This window comes from Orbaceae bacterium lpD01 (genome assembly GCA_036251705.1).
Classification (GTDB): Bacteria; Pseudomonadota; Gammaproteobacteria; order Enterobacterales; family Orbaceae; genus Utexia; species Utexia brackfieldae.
Map to the genome: position 1 here is coordinate 2,262,645 of CP133959.1, position 20,635 is coordinate 2,283,279.

General features: G+C 39.9%; 17 protein-coding genes and 2 tRNA genes. 5 read left to right on the forward strand and 14 right to left on the reverse strand.

Going from position 1 to position 20,635, the window contains the following annotated elements; genetic code table 11:
* Positions 1-234 precede the first annotated feature (234 nt).
* The 3 genes from glnD to RHO15_10280 all read left to right on the forward strand — a co-directional run bounded on the left by glnD (position 235) and on the right by RHO15_10280 (position 5,286).
* Entirely contained in the window at positions 235-2,928 is a 2,694-nt protein-coding gene (glnD, locus tag RHO15_10270; GenBank protein WVD63833.1) for a bifunctional uridylyltransferase/uridylyl-removing protein GlnD, read from the forward strand.
* Positions 2,925-3,848 (forward strand): AEC family transporter, encoded by a 924-nt coding sequence (locus tag RHO15_10275; protein WVD63834.1) that lies wholly within the window; start codon positions 2,925-2,927, stop codon positions 3,846-3,848. The genes glnD and RHO15_10275 overlap by 4 nt, the downstream gene beginning before the upstream one ends.
* Positions 3,849-4,542: 694 nt before the next feature.
* Positions 4,543-5,286 (forward strand): M20/M25/M40 family metallo-hydrolase, encoded by a 744-nt coding sequence (locus RHO15_10280; GenBank protein ID WVD63835.1) that lies wholly within the window; start codon positions 4,543-4,545, stop codon positions 5,284-5,286.
* Here RHO15_10280 and RHO15_10285 read toward each other — a convergent pair.
* From RHO15_10285 to RHO15_10300, 4 genes are all read right to left on the reverse strand, one after another.
* A complete protein-coding gene (locus RHO15_10285; GenBank protein WVD64999.1) occupies positions 5,243-6,052 on the reverse strand; it encodes a LysR family transcriptional regulator in 810 nt (269 codons plus the stop codon). The genes RHO15_10280 and RHO15_10285 overlap by 44 nt on opposite strands.
* A gap of 42 nt (positions 6,053-6,094) precedes the next feature.
* On the reverse strand, positions 6,095-6,838 hold the full coding sequence (locus tag RHO15_10290; protein ID WVD63836.1) for a hypothetical protein: 744 nt from the start codon (positions 6,836-6,838) through the stop codon (positions 6,095-6,097).
* Positions 6,839-6,958: 120 nt separating this feature from the next.
* On the reverse strand, positions 6,959-7,327 hold the full coding sequence (locus tag RHO15_10295) for an MFS transporter (protein WVD63837.1): 369 nt from the start codon (positions 7,325-7,327) through the stop codon (positions 6,959-6,961).
* Positions 7,328-7,969: 642 nt separating this feature from the next.
* Positions 7,970-8,812: an aldo/keto reductase gene (locus tag RHO15_10300; GenBank protein ID WVD63838.1), complete on the reverse strand. Its 843-nt coding sequence runs from the start codon at positions 8,810-8,812 to the stop codon at positions 7,970-7,972.
* Between the two features lie 402 nt (positions 8,813-9,214).
* Here RHO15_10300 and gstA point away from each other — a divergent pair, with 402 nt between their 5' ends.
* Positions 9,215-9,814 (forward strand): glutathione transferase GstA, encoded by a 600-nt coding sequence (gene gstA / locus RHO15_10305; protein ID WVD63839.1) that lies wholly within the window; start codon positions 9,215-9,217, stop codon positions 9,812-9,814.
* 116 nt (positions 9,815-9,930) lie between these two features.
* Here the strand turns inward: gstA and RHO15_10310 are convergent, their stop codons facing one another.
* The 9 genes from RHO15_10310 to secG form a co-directional block, all read right to left on the reverse strand.
* A complete protein-coding gene (locus RHO15_10310; protein WVD63840.1) occupies positions 9,931-10,788 on the reverse strand; it encodes an EamA family transporter in 858 nt (285 codons plus the stop codon).
* Positions 10,789-10,944: 156 nt separating this feature from the next.
* Complete coding sequence (gene truB, locus RHO15_10315) at positions 10,945-11,859, reverse strand: tRNA pseudouridine(55) synthase TruB (protein ID WVD63841.1); 915 nt, start codon at positions 11,857-11,859, stop codon at positions 10,945-10,947.
* A 90-nt stretch (positions 11,860-11,949) separates the two neighbouring features.
* On the reverse strand, positions 11,950-12,330 hold the full coding sequence (gene rbfA, locus RHO15_10320) for a 30S ribosome-binding factor RbfA (protein ID WVD63842.1): 381 nt from the start codon (positions 12,328-12,330) through the stop codon (positions 11,950-11,952).
* A gap of 234 nt (positions 12,331-12,564) precedes the next feature.
* Positions 12,565-15,231: a translation initiation factor IF-2 gene (gene infB, locus RHO15_10325; protein ID WVD63843.1), complete on the reverse strand. Its 2,667-nt coding sequence runs from the start codon at positions 15,229-15,231 to the stop codon at positions 12,565-12,567.
* A 24-nt stretch (positions 15,232-15,255) separates the two neighbouring features.
* Positions 15,256-16,734: a transcription termination factor NusA gene (gene nusA / locus RHO15_10330; protein WVD63844.1), complete on the reverse strand. Its 1,479-nt coding sequence runs from the start codon at positions 16,732-16,734 to the stop codon at positions 15,256-15,258.
* A gap of 19 nt (positions 16,735-16,753) precedes the next feature.
* Positions 16,754-17,206, reverse strand: a complete 453-nt coding sequence (gene rimP / locus RHO15_10335) for a ribosome maturation factor RimP (GenBank protein WVD63845.1) — start codon at positions 17,204-17,206, stop codon at positions 16,754-16,756.
* 144 nt (positions 17,207-17,350) lie between these two features.
* Positions 17,351-17,427, reverse strand: a tRNA-Met gene (locus RHO15_10340).
* Between the two features lie 206 nt (positions 17,428-17,633).
* A tRNA-Leu gene (locus RHO15_10345) sits at positions 17,634-17,720 on the reverse strand.
* 14 nt (positions 17,721-17,734) lie between these two features.
* Complete coding sequence (gene secG, locus RHO15_10350; GenBank protein WVD63846.1) at positions 17,735-18,103, reverse strand: preprotein translocase subunit SecG; 369 nt, start codon at positions 18,101-18,103, stop codon at positions 17,735-17,737.
* Positions 18,104-18,325: 222 nt separating this feature from the next.
* Between secG and thiI the strand changes: the two genes are divergently transcribed.
* Positions 18,326-19,777: a tRNA uracil 4-sulfurtransferase ThiI gene (gene thiI / locus RHO15_10355; GenBank protein ID WVD63847.1), complete on the forward strand. Its 1,452-nt coding sequence runs from the start codon at positions 18,326-18,328 to the stop codon at positions 19,775-19,777.
* Positions 19,778-19,848: 71 nt separating this feature from the next.
* On the opposite strand, the gene RHO15_10360 is transcribed toward thiI, so the two are convergent.
* Positions 19,849-20,424, reverse strand: coding sequence for a DJ-1/PfpI family protein (locus RHO15_10360; GenBank protein WVD63848.1), 576 nt, complete (start codon positions 20,422-20,424; stop codon positions 19,849-19,851).
* Positions 20,425-20,635 lie beyond the last annotated feature (211 nt).

Here is a 20,635-nt window from a genome sequence, read left to right on the forward strand (position 1 = left end):
GTGCCATACCCAAAAACGTGTGGCAAAGGAAGACGATTGGCAGCGATATGATGAATCAACAGAATAAATAGTCAACCTATTTTCATCGAAAAGTATGAAAGACAAGCGATCCTTATTCATAAACAAACTAGTACTAAACTACAATGTGATCTTATTCCTGTCGGATAAAAACATTGACATACAACCAAAATAGATTAACGATATAGCTATTCATTTTCGTCCATATTGATGCCCATGAGCAAAGTTATTTCGATGCCTGTTTTAGACTTACCCTTTTCGCCGGTGTCATTAACCGATGCGCAGATCAATATCGTTGAGATGAAAAAACAACTGACTGATTTTACTCAGTGGAGTCTAACCCAGTTTAAACAAAAGACGCCTATCGATCAGCTGATTTTACTACGCAGTCAGTATATCGATGCTTTATTACAGCGGTTATGGCACTTCTATCAATTTGCCAACCAAACCGGACGATTATTCAATCGTAATCGCGTTGTGTTAATTGCCGTTGGTGGCTATGGGCGTGAAGAACTCCATCCCCTTTCTGACATTGATTTACTGTTTTTAACCGATAAACCCTTGAATCAGGAACAAGAAGATAAAATAGGCCAGATCGTCCGATTTTTATGGGATCTTCACTTAGAAGTAGGTCATAGTGTGCGAACCTTAAAAGGTTGCCTACAAGAAGCACAGAAGAATCTCAGCGTCATGACTAATCTGATTGAGTCTCGTATCGTCATTGGTCATGCTGGACTATTCAATGATCTCAGAAAACAGTTATTTACCGATAAAATTTGGCCTTCACCTGTTTTTTATCAAGCCAAGCGTGATGAGCAGCAGCAGCGTCACCAACAATATCACGGTACCAGCTATAATTTAGAGCCAGATATCAAAAATAGTCCGGGCGGCTTACGAGATATTCAGACGATTCAATGGATCGCGCTAAGGCACTTTGGTGGCATTTCCATGCAGGAGTTTAATCAGTTTAACTATTTGACCCCTGAAGAGATGGAAAAGCTAAAGCAGTGTCGACAATTTTTATGGCGCATCCGTTTCGCTTTACATTCAGTGATTACCCGTTACGACAATCGACTGCTATTTGAGCGTCAACTCAGTATTGCGCACTTATTAGGTTATGAAGGAGAAGGTAATCGGCCCGTCGAAAGAATGATGCTCGACTATTACCGCGTTGTTCATAATACCAATGAGCTTAATCAGATGTTATTGCAGCTCTTTGAAGAGTCTATTCTGGCACTTAATCCAAATAATAAACCGTATGATATTGATGAGTTCTTTCAAGTGCGGGACGGATTAATCGATATTAAAGATGAGCAGCTGTTTATTCGTGATTCCACCATGATTATGCAGCTCTTTCACACACTGGTTTGTCATCCGCATCTGCGCGGGATTTACTCAAATACTATCCGGCAGTTACGCTATGCCAGACGTAAACTCAAACATTTATTGTGCGAAGATCCAAAGTGTCGCGCCCATTTTATGGCGATAATTCAGCATCCTGATGCAATCGAAAAAGCGTTACTACCGATGCACCAATACAGTATTTTGGCCGCTTATATTCCCGGCTGGAAACATATTGCGGGCATGATGCAATTTGATCTGTTTCATGCCTATACGGTGGATGAACATACCATGCGCGTGCTAAAAGAGATTAATCAATATTTAACCGAAGAGGGTCAGCGCCGCCATCCTAATTCTTCGCATGTTTATCAAAAACTGTCGAAACCATACCTGTTAATTATTGCCGCTTTATTTCATGATATAGCCAAAGGCATGCATGGAGATCACTCAGAACTCGGCGCCAGCGCCTTGCAAATATTTTGCCAACTACATGATTTTTCAGAACGTGATACTGAACTGGTGGTCTGGTTAGTTCGTGATCACTTACTGATGTCGGTCACCGCGCAAGGCCGCGATATTCAAGACCCGTTGGTTATCCGCGAATTTGCCCAGCGGGTGAATACCAAACGAAGACTACAATATTTACTGTGCCTGACTGTTGCCGATGTGTGCGCAACCAATGAAACGCTATGGAATAGCTGGAAACAGAGTTTAATACGTGAACTCTATTTTTCCACTGAACGAGCGCTAGAGCTTGGCTTTCATCAATTACCGCAACATCGGGCCATCGTTAGACAACATAAACAAGCCGCATTAAAATTGCTAGCAGAGCAAAACATAACACAGGAACAGATAAAACTGCTCTGGGAACGTTGCCATTTTGATTACTTTTTACGCTACAGTGCCGAACAGATCGTTTGGCATACGGTCAATTTATGCCAGCATGATCTGACGCAGCCACTGGTTTTAATTACGCCCGACCCCGATCATGGCGGTACGGAGCTATTTATCTATTCGCCAGACCGACCTTTTCTATTTGCGGCGGTCAGTAATCAAATTGGTCACTATAATCTGAATATTCATGAAGCATTAATTATTACCACACGCGATGGTTATGCGTTAGACACCTTTATTGTGCTTGAACCCAATGGTCATATTCTCAATCCCGATAGATACACTACCTTAATCAATGGGCTGGAGAAAACGTTAGCACAAAAGACCTTTAAACGGCGTCGTATTCGAAAAATGAGTGCTAAACTTAAAAACTTTCATGTCCCCACACAAGTGAACTTTTTATCCGCCGTCGGCGATCGAAAAACCTACGTTGAACTGATCGCGCTCGATCGGCCGGGACTACTGGCTTATGTCGGCGAAATTTTTGCCAAGCTCCAGTTATCCTTAAGAAGTGCTAAAATTGCCACGATTGGGGAGCAAGTTAAAGATCTCTTTATCTTGACCGATAAAGAGGGCCATGCACTCTCTGATGAGACTTGCCTACAATTAAGATACTCATTAGTGACTGCAATTGATGAGATGGATTCAAACAACAACACTCAGGATATGCTATGAAGTTTTTTATAATCTTATTTCCTATTTTTTGTATTTTTATTGCCGGATTTATTGGCCAAAAAACCTTAAAATTTGATATTGCCAATCTGTCCAGAATGTCACTCTATCTTTTATCCCCTTTCCTAGCCTTTAAAACCTTCTATGTGCATACCTTAACCAGTGACTATTTTTACTATATTGTATATGTTGCCGCACTCTGTCTGATTCTGGTGGCGATGGTGAGCTTATGGGCAAAACTGATGGGATATAATCAAAAAGAGCGTTGTGCACTCATTTTATCGTCCTGTTTTATGAATAATGGTAATTATGGTACACCCGTGATTTTAGTATTTTTTGGTGCCACCGGTTTCGATTTAGCCGTGATTATGATGGTATTACAGCAATTTATCATGAGTACCATTGGCGTTTATTACGCCGCCAAAGGCAGTAATCATCTCGATAATATGAGTCAAAAGGACGTGCTTAAACGCGTTATTCGCATGCCCGTTGCTTATGGAGCCTTTTTAGGGATTATTTTTCAGTTACTGCACGTCCCGCTCAGTAAAGAGATCATCTTAGCGGTTAGCATGATCGGTGATGCTTCTGTCCCCATTATTATGCTGATTTTAGGTATGCAGCTTGCCACGATAAAGATCAAACATATCGATTATCCGAAAATCTCATTTGCGTTAATGATCAGAATGTTGATCTCACCGATATTGGCAGTAGGACTGGTCTACTTTATGCCTATTAGCCTGGCCTATAAAGAGGTATTAATCGTGCTCGCCGCGATGCCCTGTGCGGCTAACACGACGCTGTTATCAGTACAATTTAATACTAAACCGGAACTGGTCTCAAGTGCCACTTTTATCAGTACGCTGGTCAGTTTAATCACATTACCGATCATTTTATCTATGATCAATCCCCCTACTATTTTCTAAAGAAAGTGAAAAAAGCGAGCGTCACTTATCACGATATTCAGAGAGAGGTATCAATTGTCTGCAAAAGTGGTTTTTGCTAAGCCGCGCTGAGATATTTCTCTATTACGTTGGCTAACGATAAAGTCATTAGCCAACATTATCACGCCTGTTTTGCTAAACATATTCCCCCCACATCCAGCCAAACAATAGCTTATTTATGCCAGTCTCTGATATGTGCAGATCATGATATCCGACCCAAAAAATGGCGTATTACAACACAGATAGATGTATCGTTTCATTTAGTTATTTGATTTTTATACTTTTCTGCTTATACCCCTTGTTTACCAACACTTAGGTGTTCTACAAAATAGTACGCGACCTATTCTAAAATCAATCACTACTTTTTTTTGGTATATATTAGTATCAATCACAGCAATAGATATTAATTATTAAAATAAAAAGGAAGGAAATAATAAAAAATTATGCTGAATTAACAAAAACTTATGATAGTGTTATTGATAAACATGCCCAAGCGGCGCAAAAATTAAGCCTTTATCTTGCCCAGCATCCGGAAACCTCGGGTAAAGAAAAGAACGCCTCTGAGCAGCATATTCAATTTTTAACTGATCTTGGTCTGACTGTCACCAGAAATTTTTGCGATGTTCCCGACTCCTATTTTGCCAATGTCGTTAAAAAAGATAATGCCAAATATAAAATGGCAATCATCGCTGAGTATGATGCACTACCTGAAGTAGGTCATGCTTGTGGTCACTGTGCGAGTGGCGCAATCTCGCTCTTAACTGCCGCAACATATAAAGAAATTATCGACCAAATTGATGTAGATATCGATATTATCGGTACTCCTGATGAAGAGTACGATGGCTATAAAATTCCGATGGTACAAAAAGGTATTTTTGATAAATATGATTTTGCCATGATGATTCATATGGGCAGCGGCACCTCAACTGCAAACTATAAAATAGTATCACTCAGTGCATTCCGCGTTAAATTTAAAGGGGTCAGTTCTCATGCTGCTGCAGCGCCATTTAATGGTAGAAATGCCTTAGATGCTGCAACACTACTGATGACATCATGTGGACTATTACGTAAACAATTAAAACTGGGCGCAATCATGTCATATTATGTTGTTAATGGCGGCGCGGTGAGTAACTCTATTCCTGATTATACTGAACTTGAGTTCTGTCTTCGCCATGACAAAATTGCTTATCTTCAAGAAATGAAAGCCAAAGTAACCAATTGTATTGCCGGCGCTGCTTTGGCAACAGATACTAAATATGAAATGGAGTACATCGGTTACGAATTCTCTGATATGCCATATTTAAAAATCGGTACCGAACTCGTGACTGATGTGTTTAATGAATTAGGTCTAAAAAATGAACCGACCATGCCAATTACTATTTCAACCGATATGGGTTCGGTAAGACAAAATCGGCCTTGAATGGATTTAATTCGATAACCCGCATTTTTTCAAAACCAGGCACAGTTTGAAATAAATAGCTGGGGATAATTGCAATACAATTGGTGTTGTTCATCATGGTGTAACAATTAAAGGTATCAACTAACACAATAGAACGAGGCTTGGCAATACCTTGAGAATGAATACAGTTATCCACAAAATTATTGGCCTCATCAAATGATTCGACGGTAATAAGCCAATCATAATTGCTAATTGATTCAAGCGGATTATGATTGTTAAAAATGGGATGATCCGCTCTGGCCACAAAGCTATGTGAAACTTTAAACAACTCTTTTACGATGATCTGCCCTTTATCCCAGTGCCAGCCATCCATCAGTAATGCAATCGCATAGTCCATTTTAGCTGATTTTAACAGGGGGGTGATATTACTTAACAGACCATCTAAAAATTGTAACTGTACATTTTTAAAGCGCGAGCGAAACCAAAGATAGACATCAGGTAAAATGGTGGGGGCCACAATCGGCGTGATTCCCACTCTTAGCACACCAAAATCGCCTTTTTTGGTCTTGCTAATACTCTCTTTAGCCCAGGACATATTTAATTCAATTGAGCGAAAATAGGGTTCAATCAGCTTGCCAGCTTCGGTGAGCTCCACGCCGCCATTGGTCTTGCGCTCGATTAACTGACTACCGCACTCATCTTCAAGATCGCTTAATTCTTTACCAACTGAACTTTGTGAGATATCCAGTGCGCGAGATGCCGATCGTATGCCACCGTGCTCAATAATCGCTCAAAAATATAAAATATGATGCGTTTTCATAAAAATGTCCTATCCGTGCGATTTTACCTGATTTTTCCGCTTCATCGCTAATAGTATCAGACTCAATAAACCGGATAATAATGCCATGATAATCAGGCTTAAAAAGATAAAGTGATATTGATTGGTATCAGCAAAATAGCCAAACAGTGGCAGCATGATGGTATCTGGGGTATAAGAAAAAATAGAAACCAAACCAATTGCGGTGCCAGCCACAGCAATAGGAATTTGACATTCAGATAAAATCGAGAACATCGAGGCATAAATACTACAGACAAAAAAGGCAACCAGCATACTTAAGCCAATTTCAATCGAGCTAAAATCACGATCAGCACCAAGCAATATCACGGCAAATAAAATGAGCGCCACCACAGGACAGACAACTAAAAACCATTTTAGTGTTGATTTAAACAATCTATCGGTAATTAACCCCGTGATCGGTATAAAAGACATAAATACGTAAGAACGAATCAATGTCAGAGAACCCGATGCATCATCACTCAGACCAAAACTGCTGGTTAAATAGGGGGTAAAAAATGTCATACCGACATGTAGCGTATAAGTACAAAAAAGAATAATCGATATAATCCAAATCACCGCTAATTTAAGGACGTCAAAAGACTCTTTTAGGGTTGGTAGCTTTTCACAGTGATCATGACACGCTTTTTCCTTACCGAGTAAGAACCACAAACCACAGGCAACGCCGATATTGACCAGTGTCGATACCCATATCGCCCCGAAATAAGCATCAATCAAATGCGTTGCGGCTAACTGACTATAAACTTTAATGATAATATAACCAACCAGTGCCTCCGTGATGCCTGTAGCGGCATAATAGAGACTGTATGCGGTACTCTAGTTGTTACCACCAATTATTCAGATAGATTTAAAAATAGCCGGCCAGGCTAAAAAAAGCGACGTAAAAGCGAGTAGAAACCAAATGACTAAGGACGCCAGGCAGGAGGTATAGACAAAACTGTATATCGCTGTTAACAAAGCGGTCATTATTAATGACCCTAAGATACATTTACGGCTGGAAAATCTGTCCGCAATCATCCCGCCAGGTAACAGCACTATCATACTGGCAATACCAAACATCGTAACCAGAAAACCGAGTTGTTGACCAGATGCCCCTGTATTTTCAATCATTTGCTCATAAAAATAGTATTTCATATATGGCAGCAAATAAAGCGTTCCGCCAGCCATGCCTAATACAATTAATGAAATGATATCTTTAAATTTCATCTTTATTTTCCTAGCACTACATTCATCATAATTATCATGTAACGTCTTCAATTTTGTGATAATAACGATTCATCGGTACATAGTTTTATAAACAGTGCATGGATGTGTTATCAAGTTATACAGACGATTTAGGATGCTGAGTTTGCGACACAGCAGGAACCAATTATCAGTTTTAATACGTAGCATCAATGAATGAGAGATATGTTTATGGCTTAGCCAGCATAACTTGAGTATATTCACGCGCAAGTTATCTTGACAAAGGATATTGGATTGATGTTGGGTAGTTTTAGCTGACTTTTTCCTTTTTGGTCTTTCAGTCATATCTTACCCTGTTCAATTTTATTATTATTTTAGAAAGAAAATATTAACATTATTCTAACTTATATTTATCGTAAATTTAATACATTATTTGCGGTAATATCATAAAAAGGGACTGTATCATTGGAAGCTCATGCCATCAGTAAATCATCAAGTTGTGCGAGAAAAACTGAGTTTTATTTGATAGGGAAAATCAGTTGCGTAGGCTGGGTTGAATTAGTTTGATTGACGCTCTATTTTAGCTACAACATATCAGGCGGTTAATCGCTATAAATCTGAAAATAAGATGATGACGGCTCATCATCTTATTTGAGTGAACAGCTACTAAAATCCATCTTTTTCAAACACAACATCAGGATCAGGTCCAGTACGAAACCCTTCATCGAGGCTATTGATAAGATTCATATCATCTGCTGTTAATTGAAAATCATCAATTAAGCTATTTTCTATAATCCGCGCTGGCGTCGCTGATTTAGGAATAACAATATAGCCTTGTTGAATATGCCAACGTAACACAATTTGCGCAGGAGAACGCTGATATTTTTTTGCTAGCTTGATTAATCGCGGATCCTCATTAACGCTGGATCGTGCTAAAGGACTCCAGGCTTGAATAGCAATATCTTCATGCCGTAAATAATCGGTCAATGATTGCTGAATAAGGTAAGGATGTATTTCGATCTGATTCACCATCGGTTTAATATTGGCTTGCGTACTTAAAAGCTCAAAATGTGTCTGATGAAAATTACAGACACCAATCGCTCTGGCGCGTTTTTCTTCATAAATACGTTCAATCGCCTTCCAAGTTTGAAAAAAAGTGGTTTTTAAAGGCCAATGCATTAAAAAAAGATCAACATAATCGGTTTGCAGATCAGTTAAGGATTGTTCAAAAGCGGTCAAAGTTGTGTCATAACCCTGTTTATCATTGGCTATTTTGGTAGTAATAAAAAGTTCATCACGTTTAAGTGGATTTTCTTGAAAAACGCGCCCCAGTATTTTTTCATTACCATAAAGCTGCGCCGTATCAAAAGCGCGATAGCCATGTTCTATCGCACTATCAATAGCCTGTTTTGCTACCTCATATTCAGTAATTTTATAGGTACCGAAACCTAGTTGTGCAATCCCGATACCATTGGCTAGCAAAATATTCTGTTTGGTTAACGATAACATACTTTATCCTCTGATGATTTAAAAATGATAGGAATGAAATAATCTGCACTTTTAATGACTATAACCGATAACATAGGCTGATTGGCATCATCTAATTTTTTACCAGCAATCGCATGCTTATCGGTGATTTGATCACCATTAAAAGTCTTTAAAATAATTAAAAAAACATCTTGTAAAAAAATAAAATAAGCTCATTATTAATAAAGATTGCTATGTTCACGTCAGTCAGGCAATCATTACTTTAATCAATAACTCAATGATAAATCAGAATATGAAAATATTAAATGATGATTTTTATCAATTAAAAATCAACAAGTTACATCATTGACATAGATTTTTAAACAGCCGAATAAAAAAGAGCTGTTGTTTCATTTTTAATTATTTTGTAGCTAAGGAGCTTTGATGAAATTATATTATTCACCCGGCGCTTGTTCATTATCCGTTCATATTGCGCTACGAGAAGCGGGATTAAACTATAATTTAGAGAAAGTTGATCTCCGCAATAAAAAAACAGAATCTGGACATGATTATGTTCAAATCAATGATAAAGGACAAGTCCCTGCTTTGGAGACAAATAAGCAAGTTTTACTCACTGAAGCTGCCGCTATTTTACAGTATGTCGCTGATTTAGCACCAGAAAAAAACTTATTAGCGCCAGTGGGTGATGTTGAACGATATGAGATTGTTGCTTGGGTCAACTTTATTGCGACAGAACTACACAAAAATTTTGGACCCTTTTTCCATTTAAATGCATCAGATGACAGTAGAGAGAGTGCTAAAAAAGTTCTTGAAGCCAAATTAGATTATATCGAAAAACATCTAGTTAAACACCCATATATTGCCGGTAATCATTTTACCATCGCTGATTGCTATCTGTTCGTTGTGTTACGATGGTGTAAATTTGTACCAAACCTGTCAAGCCATCAAGAAATTAAAAAATTCATGGCGCGGATTCAAAATAGACCGGCTGTCGCCGCGGTTTTACAAGAAGAAGGCTTATAAAAACATAAAAACCACCTGACTGGTGGTTTTTTATTATCAACGCCGATTAATCGCCAGCAAACTTATCTGATCTGATCTAATCTCATCAAGCCATGCGTGATATGATCAATTCAGCACTATTTTTTTTGTGAAGCAAGTACAGTACCAATCGAAGAGATAACGATAAGTATAATCGCCAGCCACTGCACAAAGCTCAATTGTTCATGTAAAAAAATAAAACTAGACAGTGAGGCTAACACGGGAGATAAACTCATCAAGGCACTGAACAATTTTGCCGATAATCGCGGCAGTGCGATCATTTCCAGCCCATAAGGTAAGGTAGAGGCTAAGAATGCAACCAGAAAAGCCATCGGAATAATGCTGGTAGAAAACATGATATCATCACTGGTCACAACCCCAAGTGGAAAGATGATAATCGCTCCTAAAATCGAGCCGAGAGCCACACTGGAAGGGCCATGGATCGTTCCTGCTTTTTTACCAAAAAGAATATACAGCGCCCAGCCAATCCCGGCTACCGCAGCTAACAAAATACCAACAAGATCAATCTGTGAGTTCGCCTGACCTAAAGGCAAAAGCAGACATAAGCCAATGATGGCCAAACCTAACCATAAAAAATCACGCAAACTACGGGAAGAGAGTAGTGCAACTAAAATGGGTCCTGCAGCTAACTCAATGGCAACAGCAATACCAACCGGGATACGTTCAATAGCATTATAGAAAGCCAAATTCATCATTCCCAGCGCGATACCATATACAGCAATAGGTAAGCAGGCTTGGCGACTAATACGCTTTTTCCAGGGTTTAAAGATTAAAGACAACATACACGCCGAAAAAAATAGTCGCCATGCCGTCATACCTTCAGGGCCTAAAATGGGAAACAGATATTTAGCCAATGAGGCACTCGACTGCACAGATGACATAGAAACTAATAAAATTAAAATCGGCCACAGACGTGAAAATAGACTTTGACTCATTGGTTCATCCTAAGTGAAAATGATATTTCTTATTATAGTATGTTAATAGTGATTTGATTAATCAGGTGACCGAGCGGGCGATTATCTGCATTGATAAACTGCGAATAATCAAAGCGACGCTAACTTTAATCACCACATAATCAAACCAACTTGATATTATAGATTCACTAAACGCTTCGGCGCTAGTTGGTTAAGCGCGTGTAGACCGATACCTAAAAAGTGTGACTCGGACCCACTCCCGGCATAAATACGCACCAATCTCTCACTGGCAGCGCTGGCTAAGATACAAATAGTTCGCCCTAGCAAAATATCTGCACCTTGCACAGCAGAAATATGCAGTATTGGATAATCTTGAACCGGACTATCTATCGGCAATAAATGAGCCAGCAAACTATCCAGATCAGACTGCTGCTCCAGTAACTGCTCAAGGGTAATCATTTTTTGCTGCGGATAGTGTGAAACTTGTAAACGTCTTAAATAGATAACATGCGCACCGCAACCTAGTATTTCACCGAGATCATCGATAATAGTACGAATATAGGTCCCTTTCGAACAGTGGATTTCTAATTCTAATTCATCTTGCTCATGACGCAAAAAACAGAGTTCGTAGACAGTAATATCGCGCGCTTCACGGGGAACAGTCAGACCTTGACGAGCATATTCATAAAGAGGTCTACCTTGATATTTTAACGCTGAAAACATCGTCGGCACTTGTTTTAGCGGCCCTCGAAATTGATTCAAGGCCTCGCTGAGCTCAGCTTCAGTGAAATTTATCTGGCGCGTTTGGATCACTTGTCCATCGGCATCAGAGGTATCGGTACGCTGACCTAACTTGGCTATCACGCGATAACGTTTATCAGAATCAAGCAAATACTGGGAAAACTTGGTTGCCTCACCAAAACAAATAGGGAGCATACCCGTTGCTAAGGGATCTAAAGCGCCAGTATGACCGGCCTTATTCGCTTGATAAATGCGTTTTACTTTTTGTAAGATATCATTAGAGGTCATCCCTGTCGGTTTATCTAATAATAAAACGCCGTGAATATCACGGCCATTACGACGTCTTGCCACGTTACCAAATCCTGATATTGCCTGATTACAAAATTAATACTTTTTTGTCACGACTACATGAGCTTAATAGAGTACGGATACAATTATCCACTACTCTTCATGATGACGTTCATTATCTTTACGAATCACATCTGAAACCAGATTTGACATACGCATCCCATCAACTAATGAACTATCATAAACAAAAGTTAAATGGGGTACGATACGAAGACGCATCGCTTTACCAAGCAGAGAACGGATAAACCCATTGGCATCGTTGAGAATTTTAATTCCCATTTCTATCTCTTGAGGATCATTCACATTTAAAAATGTGACAAACACTTTCGCATACGCTAAATCACGCGAAACATCCACATCAGAAACGGTGATCATGCCTAACCGCGGATCTTTGATCTCGCGCTGTAAGATCATTGCGATCTCTTTTTGTAACTCTTGTGCCACACGTTGCGGGCGACCAAATGCTTTTGCCATAATCTTGCCTCACCATTATCATTGACAGTTAAACTGTTACCATTAGCATTTATCATTATCTGACTATTTGTCACACTTCCCCTATCAATCCATCTCATCCCGCGGAGCCAACTGATGGGAAACGTCGATGATGAAAAAAGACAAATTAATCTCAGATAATGAACTAAGCATAACAAAAAAATAAGGGACTGTCAGTGAAATGACGGTCCCTATTATCAAAATCGAATATAACGATTAAATCGTACGTTGGATAACAATCGTTTCGAAAACTTCGATCATGTCACCGACACGAACATCATTGTAGTTTTTAACGCCGATACCACATTCCATACCGTTACGAACTTCATTCACGTCATCTTTAAAGCGACGTAAAGACTCGAGCTCGCCTTCATAAATCACGATATTATCGCGTAATACGCGAATTTTATTATGACGTTTAACCATACCTTCAGTGACCATACAACCGGCAATAGCGCCAAATTTAGGTGAACGGAAGACATCACGAACTTCAGCTAGACCGATGATCTCTTGTTTGTATTCAGGCGATAACATACCACTCATCGCTTGCTTTACTTCGTCAATCAGGTCATAGATAACGGAATAATAACGTAAATCTAAGCTTTCAGCTTCAATAACTTTACGCGCAGAAGCATCAGCACGTACATTAAAACCAAGCACGATAGCATTAGATGCGGCAGCAAGTGTTGCATCCGTTTCAGTGATACCCCCCACGCCAGAACCAATAATCTTGACTTTGACTTCATCGGTTGAAAGTTTAAGTAGAGAATCAGAAATTGCCTGAACCGAACCTTGAACATCCGCTTTCAATACAATATTGAGTTCAGAAACTTCATTTTCGGTCATATCAGTAAACATGTTCTCAAGTTTAGCTTTCTGTTGACGCGCTAATTTCACTTCACGGAATTTACCTTGACGATATAAAGCCACTTCACGCGCTTTTTTCTCATCACGCACGACCGTCATTTCATCACCGGCAGCAGGTACACCAGAGAGACCCAAAATCTCAACAGGAATAGAGGGGCCTGCCTGCTCAACGTTTTTACCTAACTCATTGCGCATTGCTCTTACGCGGCCATATTCAAAACCACATAAAACGATATCACCACGATGTAAAGTACCCGATTGCACAAGCACGGTCGCGACAGGGCCGCGGCCTTTGTCTAAGAATGACTCAATAACGACACCATTGGCCATACCAGATTCAACTGCTGTAAGCTCTAACACTTCAGATTGAAGTAAGATGGCTTCAAGCAGATTATCGATACCGGCACCAGTTTTCGCCGAAACGTGAACAAATTGCGATTCACCGCCCCAATCTTCTGGCACAACACCGCGTTGAACGAGTTCATTTTTAACGCGATCAGGATCTGCTTCTGGTTTATCCGTTTTGTTGACAGCCACAACAATCGGCACATTCGCCGCTTTAGCATGCTGGATTGCTTCAACTGTTTGTGGCATTACGCCATCATCTGCGGCAACAACCAGCACAACAATATCGGTTGCTTGTGCACCACGTGCACGCATTGAAGTAAATGCCGCATGGCCTGGTGTATCTAAAAAGGTGATCATGCCGTTAGGTGTTTTGACGTGGTAAGCACCAATATGCTGAGTAATACCACCCGCTTCACCTGAAGCAATTTTTGTTTTACGAATATAATCAAGCAGTGATGTTTTACCATGGTCAACATGTCCCATGATAGTCACAACCGGAGCACGAGAAACACGTTCAGCACCCGTATCACGGTCACTCATCAGTGATTCTTCCAGCTCATTTTCACGGCGAAGGGTGACTTTATGTCCCATCTCTTCAGCAACAAGCTGAGCCGTTTCCTGATCAATAACCTGGTTAATGGTCACCATCGCACCCATTTTCATCATAGTTTTGATCACTTGTGATCCCTTCACCGCCATCTTATTGGCAAGCTCAGCTACCGTCACGGTTTCACCAAGTACAATATCACGATTCACGGCTTGAACTGGTTTATTAAAACCTTGTTGTAATGCGCTTTTGACTTTCTTCTTACCGCCACGCGTAATCGCTCTGGCTTCTTCACGATCAGCTTTATTTTCTGAAAGTTTATTACCCTTTTTCTGTTTGGTCACTTTAGCACTACGGCTATTGCGCGCTCTTCCGCCTTCAACTTCGCGATCAGATTCATCTTCAGCAGCACGCGCATGTAATGAAGTGGTTAAATGATAATCTTCATCTTCCTGACTTTTAGATGCATTTTCTTCTACGCTGTACTTATCCGCTAGCTGACGGGCTTCTTCAGCCATTCGTTTCGCTTCCTGTTCAAGTTTACGTTGACTTTCTTCTTCCGCTTTACGCTTAAGTTCAGCTGCTTCCGCTTCTAAACGAGCTTTTTCTGGATTCACTTCTTTTTGTGCACCTTTATGAGATTCTTTCTTTACTTTTGCTTCAGCGTTTTTAGCTTTTTCTGACTGCTTAACTTGTTCTGCTTCTTTTGCTTTTTGGGCTTTTTCTTCCGCCGCTTGCTGTGCCTTTCTTTCAGCTTCCAAACGTGCTTCTTCCTCTTCTTTTATTCGAGCTTGCTCTTCAGCTTCCTGGCGAGCCTTTTCAGCCTGAATTTGTTCAGCATCATGTTTTACAAAAGTCCGTTTTTTACGTACTTCAATTTTTACTTCTTTGTTTTTACCGCCAGAACTGTTCATACTCAAAGTAGACGGTTTCTTACGTTGTAAAGTTAATGTTGTCGCAGCCTGCTGAGGATCAATGTGGGCAAGCAAGGTCGCTTTTTCATCAGAGCTGACCTGATCAGTCGCTGATTTTTTAATTCCTGCATCGGCAAATTGCTGCAACAGGCGTTCTACTGGGATCTTAATCTCTTCAGCTAAAGCTTGAATTGATACTTTTGTCATACTATTCCTTCCCGTTACGATTAATTACTCTTCGCCACCGAACCAACAAATATTACGAGCAGCCATAATTAACTCTCCAGCTTGTTCAGTACTAAGCTCAGTAATATCGGTTAAATCATCAGTCCCTTGTTCAGCAAGTGCTTCGAGATCAGAGACACCGTTCTCAGCGAGTTTATAAGCTAATTCACGTGTCATACCTGGCATATCCAACAAATCCTGACTCGGATGAGTATCACCTGCATGTGCTAACGCTATGGTGGTTAAAGCGTCTTTTGCACGTTTTTGTAATGCTTCGACTAACTCTTCATCTAGTTCTTCAATTTCAAGTAACTCATTAACCGGAATATAGGCTAACTCTTCCAAAGAAGTGAATCCTTCCTCAACCAGCAGACGTGCTAAATCTTCATCAATCGCTAAATGAGTTACAAAGTTTTTGATGGCAGCAAAAGATTCTGCATGATGTTTCTCTTGCAAATCTTCTACTTTCATCACGTTTAACACCCAACCTGTCAGCTGTGAGGCTAAACGAACATTCTGGCCATTACGACCAATAGCTTGCGGTAAATTTTCTGCTTCAACCGCGATATCCATTATATGTTTATCTTCATCAACAACAATCGATACCACATCAGCAGGTGCCATTGCGTTGATAACATATTGTGCAGGATTATCATCCCAAAGCACGATATCAATACGTTCACCGCCAAATTCATTGGATACGGCTTGAACACGGGCACCACGCATACCCACACAAGCACCAACAGGATCAATACGGCGATCATTACTTTTAACCGCTATTTTAGCGCGTGAACCTGGATCACGAGCGACGCCCTTAATATCGATCATCTCTTCGCCGATTTCCGGCACTTCGATACGAAACAGCTCTTCCATCATATGGGGGCTAGAGCGGCTTACACAAAGCTGTGCCGGCTTATTTTCCGGTTCAACAATATATAAAATGCCGCGAATACGGTCACCAATACGAAAGTTCTCACGCGGTAACATATCATCACGTGACATCATCGCTTCAGCATTATTGCCTAAATCTAAAATGACACTTTCACGCGTCGTTTTTTTCGCAACGCCAGTGACAATTTCACCAATACGATTACGGAACTGATCGATAACCATCGCTCTTTCCGCTTCACGTACTTTTTGTACAATCACTTGTTTTGCCGTCTGCGTCGTAATACGGTCAAAAGCAATTGATTCGATTTGTTCTTGAACGAAGTCACCTAATTTAACCGAAGAATCATCGTATTGCGCAGCTTCTAGTGTAATTTCTTTGACTGGTTGTGTGACTTGCTCAACCACTAACCAACGACGAAACGTGTCATAATTACCGGTTTTACGATCAATATGAACAACAACATCAATATCCAAAGTCTGCTTCTTCTTTGTTGCAGTTGCGAGTGCGCTTTCAAGTGCTTCAAAAATTTTTTCTCGGGATAGTGCCTTTTCATTAGATACTGCTTCGACGACAGCTAAAATCTCTTTATTCATCCTTCATTACCTATTTAAGTTAAAATTTAGGCACAATATTCGCTTTTTGGATATTACAAAAAGCAAATACTTCATCTTTATTATCAACAATGAGTGTAATCATTTCGTCATCAATCTGCTTGATAACCCCTTGCCATTTTCGGCGATTGGCCATTGCAATCCGTAAACTTATCAGTACTTCTTGACCGACAAAACGCTGATAATGTTCAAGCGTAAATAGGGGTCTATCTAATCCCGGAGAAGAAACCTCTAAGATATAGGCGGCAGTAATTGGATCTTCAACATCCATTACGGCACTCACCTGTCGACTCACTTCTGCACAATCATCCACATTAATACCATTTTCGCTATCAATGTAAATGCGTAATACAGGATGACGACTACGAATAAACTCGATGCCAACTAATTCAAAGCCAAGTGCATTCACTGGCTCCTTAATAATCTGTGTTAATTGCTGTTCTAAGTTACTCAAGCAACGCCTCCGGAAATAAAAAAAGGGCTAACGCCCAATATTTTGTTATATCATGATTCTTGGTCTTAAAACGCAAATAATAAGCATTAAAAAACCTCGACAAGCGAGGCATCAATGAATTAAGCCTATAAGAACCATAAAAATTGGTTGCGGGGGCTGGATTTGAACCAACGACCTTCGGGTTATGAGCCCGACGAGCTACCAAGCTGCTCCACCCCGCGTCTAATGGAATAAATTATACACTTTATATAAAAAAAAGCAATAGTTTGTTGAGAGATTAATCTGATGACAACTTATTACAATCTATAGAGTTATATATCATTAATTAGAGGGTATATGAATAAAGACGCAATGCTTGTGCTATCGTTGATTTAGACAACGAATAAAATAAAAAAAGCTACTATCTCTAGCAGCTTTTTCACAAAAATGGTGCCGAAGACGGGACTTGAACCCGTAAGCCCTTTCGAGCACTACCACCTCAAGGTAGCGTGTCTACCAATTTCACCACCTCGGCACAAAATAGATTATTTATTCAGGAATATCTGACGTTGAACTACCGTTTAATACTGGACTCACCGGTTGAACTGAAGAGCCTGGTAAGACTGATTGTCCAATATGACTATCATCATACATTAAATCTGAAAAATCGGAACTTCTTGAGGCCGTGTAGCTGCTTAAATTAGCTAGTGCTAAACTCACAATGAAAAAGAGCAAACCGAGAATACTCGTTGATCTCGTTAAAAAATTACCTGTACCACTGGAACCAAATAATGTCGCCGATGCACCCGCACCAAATGACGCACCCATGTCAGCGCCTTTACCGTGCTGAACTAAGACGAGTGCGACAATCGCAACCGAGATGACCAAAAATATAACAAGCAATATTGTCTCAAACATTTTAACCTACAAATCGTTTTTTGTTTTATATAGCCACATAAAATGAACCGTGCAGCTAAACAATAAAATATTAATGGCGAATTCTATCGAAACATCGGAAAACAAGCAAGTACATTTTGTTTTTTTGGTCAAAAAATGCCTCGTTTATAAAATATATTCTAGGCATGAGCGATTAAATAAGTATAATGGCGCCTATTTTTATTTACACTACCTTATGTTGTTATGAAATTTATTATTAAGCTTTTTCCAGAAATTACCATTAAGAGTGATTCAGTACGTATCCGTTTTATTAAGATATTAACCAGCAATATCCGTAATATACTTAAGCAGCATATGAGTGAAGTCGCGGTGATTCGTCACTGGGATTTTATTGAAGTCAGGCCGAAAATTGCAGGCAGTGATGCGATGATTGCCGATCTGTTAACGCGTATTCCCGGTATCCATCATATTTTGGCGGTTGATGAACTCACATTTCAAAATATGCATGAGATTTTTGAACATGCCTTCCCTTACTACGCGCCACTGATTGAAAATAAAACATTTTGTGTCCGCGTTAAACGACGCGGTAAACATGATTTTACGTCGATTGATGTGGAACGTTACGTTGGCGGTGGTTTTAATCAACATGTTGCTTCTGCACAGGTGAAATTAACCAAACCTGATTTTATTATCAATATTGAAATTGAGAATGACAAACTGCTCTTAGTTAAACATCGATATGAAGGTATTGGGGGCTTCCCTATTGGCACACAAGAAGATGTTATCTCACTGATTTCCGGTGGATTTGATTCAGGTGTTTCGAGTCATATGTTGATGCGTCGTGGTTGCCGAGTACATTACTGCTTCTTTAATTTAGGCGGAAAAACCCACGAAATTGGCGTTAAACAGACCGCCCATTATCTTTGGAATCGCTTTAGTAGCTCGCATAAAGTCCGTTTTATTGCGATTGACTTTTCAGATGTTGTCGGTGAGATTCTTGAAAAAATCGATGATGGTCAAATGGGTGTGGTATTAAAACGTATGATGGTCAGAGCTGCCTCATCGATTGCCGAGCGCTATGGTGTTCAAGCACTCGTTACGGGTGAAGCCTTGGGCCAAGTCTCGAGCCAAACGCTCACTAATTTACGGTTGATCGATAATGCTAGTGATACGCTCATTTTAAGGCCGCTTATCACCCATGATAAAGAGACCATCATTAAACTTGCGCGAGAGATTGGTACCGAAGATATCGCTAAAACAATGCCTGAATTTTGTGGTGTCATTTCGAAAAATCCAACGGTCAAAGCGATTAAAGAGAAAATTGAAGCTGAGGAACAAAACTTTGATTTTACGATTTTAGAACGAGCTGTTGCTCAGGCAGAAAATATTGATATTCGTGAAATAGCCAAACAGACAGCAAGTCAGATTCAGGAAGTAGAAACCGTGACAGCCTTCAATGAGAAGGATGTCATCATTGATATCCGTGCGCCAGAAGAGCAGGAAGAGTGTCCTCTTTCATTGGCGAACGTCACCGTTAAAACAATCCCATTTTATAAATTAGCCAGTCAGTTTAGTCAACTTGACCAATCGAAACGTTATTTGCTTTACTGCGATAGAGGCGTGATGAGCAAACTACAAGCGCTCTATTTACTGGATAATGGATTTAATAATATTTGCGTATTCAGACTTAATTAGACAACATAACGGTCAAACCATCAGCTATGATCATTTGACCGTTAATTTCGCTTGTTTATAAATGATGCTGATTAATCCTGATAGTGCTTAATACCAGCAGGTAATACAAGATCAGCAGCAATCTCGGCAGCCTTATTTTTACCTAATAAAACCGCAATAATTTTCAACGCAAAATCAAGCGACGTTGCCGGCCCTTGACTGGTGATGAGCTTATTGCTTTCATCATAATAAACCCGATCATCTTTCCATAATTTAAAAGCTGGTTTGGTACTTGGATAGCCGGTCATATAAGCGGTTGGAAATAACTGATGATGCTGTAATACCATCGCTGGTGTTGCACAAATTGCGGCCACTAGGCTGCCATTTTGATGTGTTTGTTTGATCTTATCGATAACCGCTGTGGAGTCACGGAAATTTTCGGCGCCCTTGACTCCGCCCGGTAAAATAACCACATCATAATCAAGCATTTTCACTTGAGACAGGGTTTTCTGCGCTAAAATAATCACGCCTCGTGAACAGGTCACTTGATGATCTTCAGTAATACTGGCATAAGTCACCGCAATACCAGCACGTGTTAACAGATCAATTGTGGTGACCGCTTCAGTCTCTTCACAGCCATTTGAAAGCAAGATTAGTGCCGTTTTCATTTCTCTTTTCCTTAACTTATAGATGTTTTTATCTCAGGTAAGATAAATCAATCAGGTGAAAAATACAACGGGTAGATAATAGCATCACGTCAACCTCATCATAATCCAACGCTATTGACCGCATCAGATTCACTCATTCAAAATAAACAGCATAAAAAAAACACGCTGATTATTTTAAAATCAACGTGTTTTTGACGATAAAAAGAGTATG

Coding starts and splice junctions, on each gene's coding strand:
- glnD (WVD63833.1), top strand. CDS start 235: ATGAGCAAAGTTATTTCGATGCCTGTTTTAGACTTACCCTTTTCGCCG.
- RHO15_10275 (WVD63834.1), top strand. CDS start 2,925: ATGAAGTTTTTTATAATCTTATTTCCTATTTTTTGTATTTTTATTGCC.
- RHO15_10280 (WVD63835.1), top strand. CDS start 4,543: ATGGCAATCATCGCTGAGTATGATGCACTACCTGAAGTAGGTCATGCT.
- RHO15_10295 (WVD63837.1), bottom strand. CDS start 7,327: ATGAAATTTAAAGATATCATTTCATTAATTGTATTAGGCATGGCTGGC.
- RHO15_10300 (WVD63838.1), bottom strand. CDS start 8,812: ATGTTATCGTTAACCAAACAGAATATTTTGCTAGCCAATGGTATCGGG.
- gstA (WVD63839.1), top strand. CDS start 9,215: ATGAAATTATATTATTCACCCGGCGCTTGTTCATTATCCGTTCATATT.
- RHO15_10310 (WVD63840.1), bottom strand. CDS start 10,788: ATGAGTCAAAGTCTATTTTCACGTCTGTGGCCGATTTTAATTTTATTA.
- rbfA (WVD63842.1), bottom strand. CDS start 12,330: ATGGCAAAAGCATTTGGTCGCCCGCAACGTGTGGCACAAGAGTTACAA.
- infB (WVD63843.1), bottom strand. CDS start 15,231: ATGACAAAAGTATCAATTCAAGCTTTAGCTGAAGAGATTAAGATCCCA.
- nusA (WVD63844.1), bottom strand. CDS start 16,734: ATGAATAAAGAGATTTTAGCTGTCGTCGAAGCAGTATCTAATGAAAAG.
- secG (WVD63846.1), bottom strand. CDS start 18,103: ATGTTTGAGACAATATTGCTTGTTATATTTTTGGTCATCTCGGTTGCG.
- thiI (WVD63847.1), top strand. CDS start 18,326: ATGAAATTTATTATTAAGCTTTTTCCAGAAATTACCATTAAGAGTGAT.
- RHO15_10360 (WVD63848.1), bottom strand. CDS start 20,424: ATGAAAACGGCACTAATCTTGCTTTCAAATGGCTGTGAAGAGACTGAA.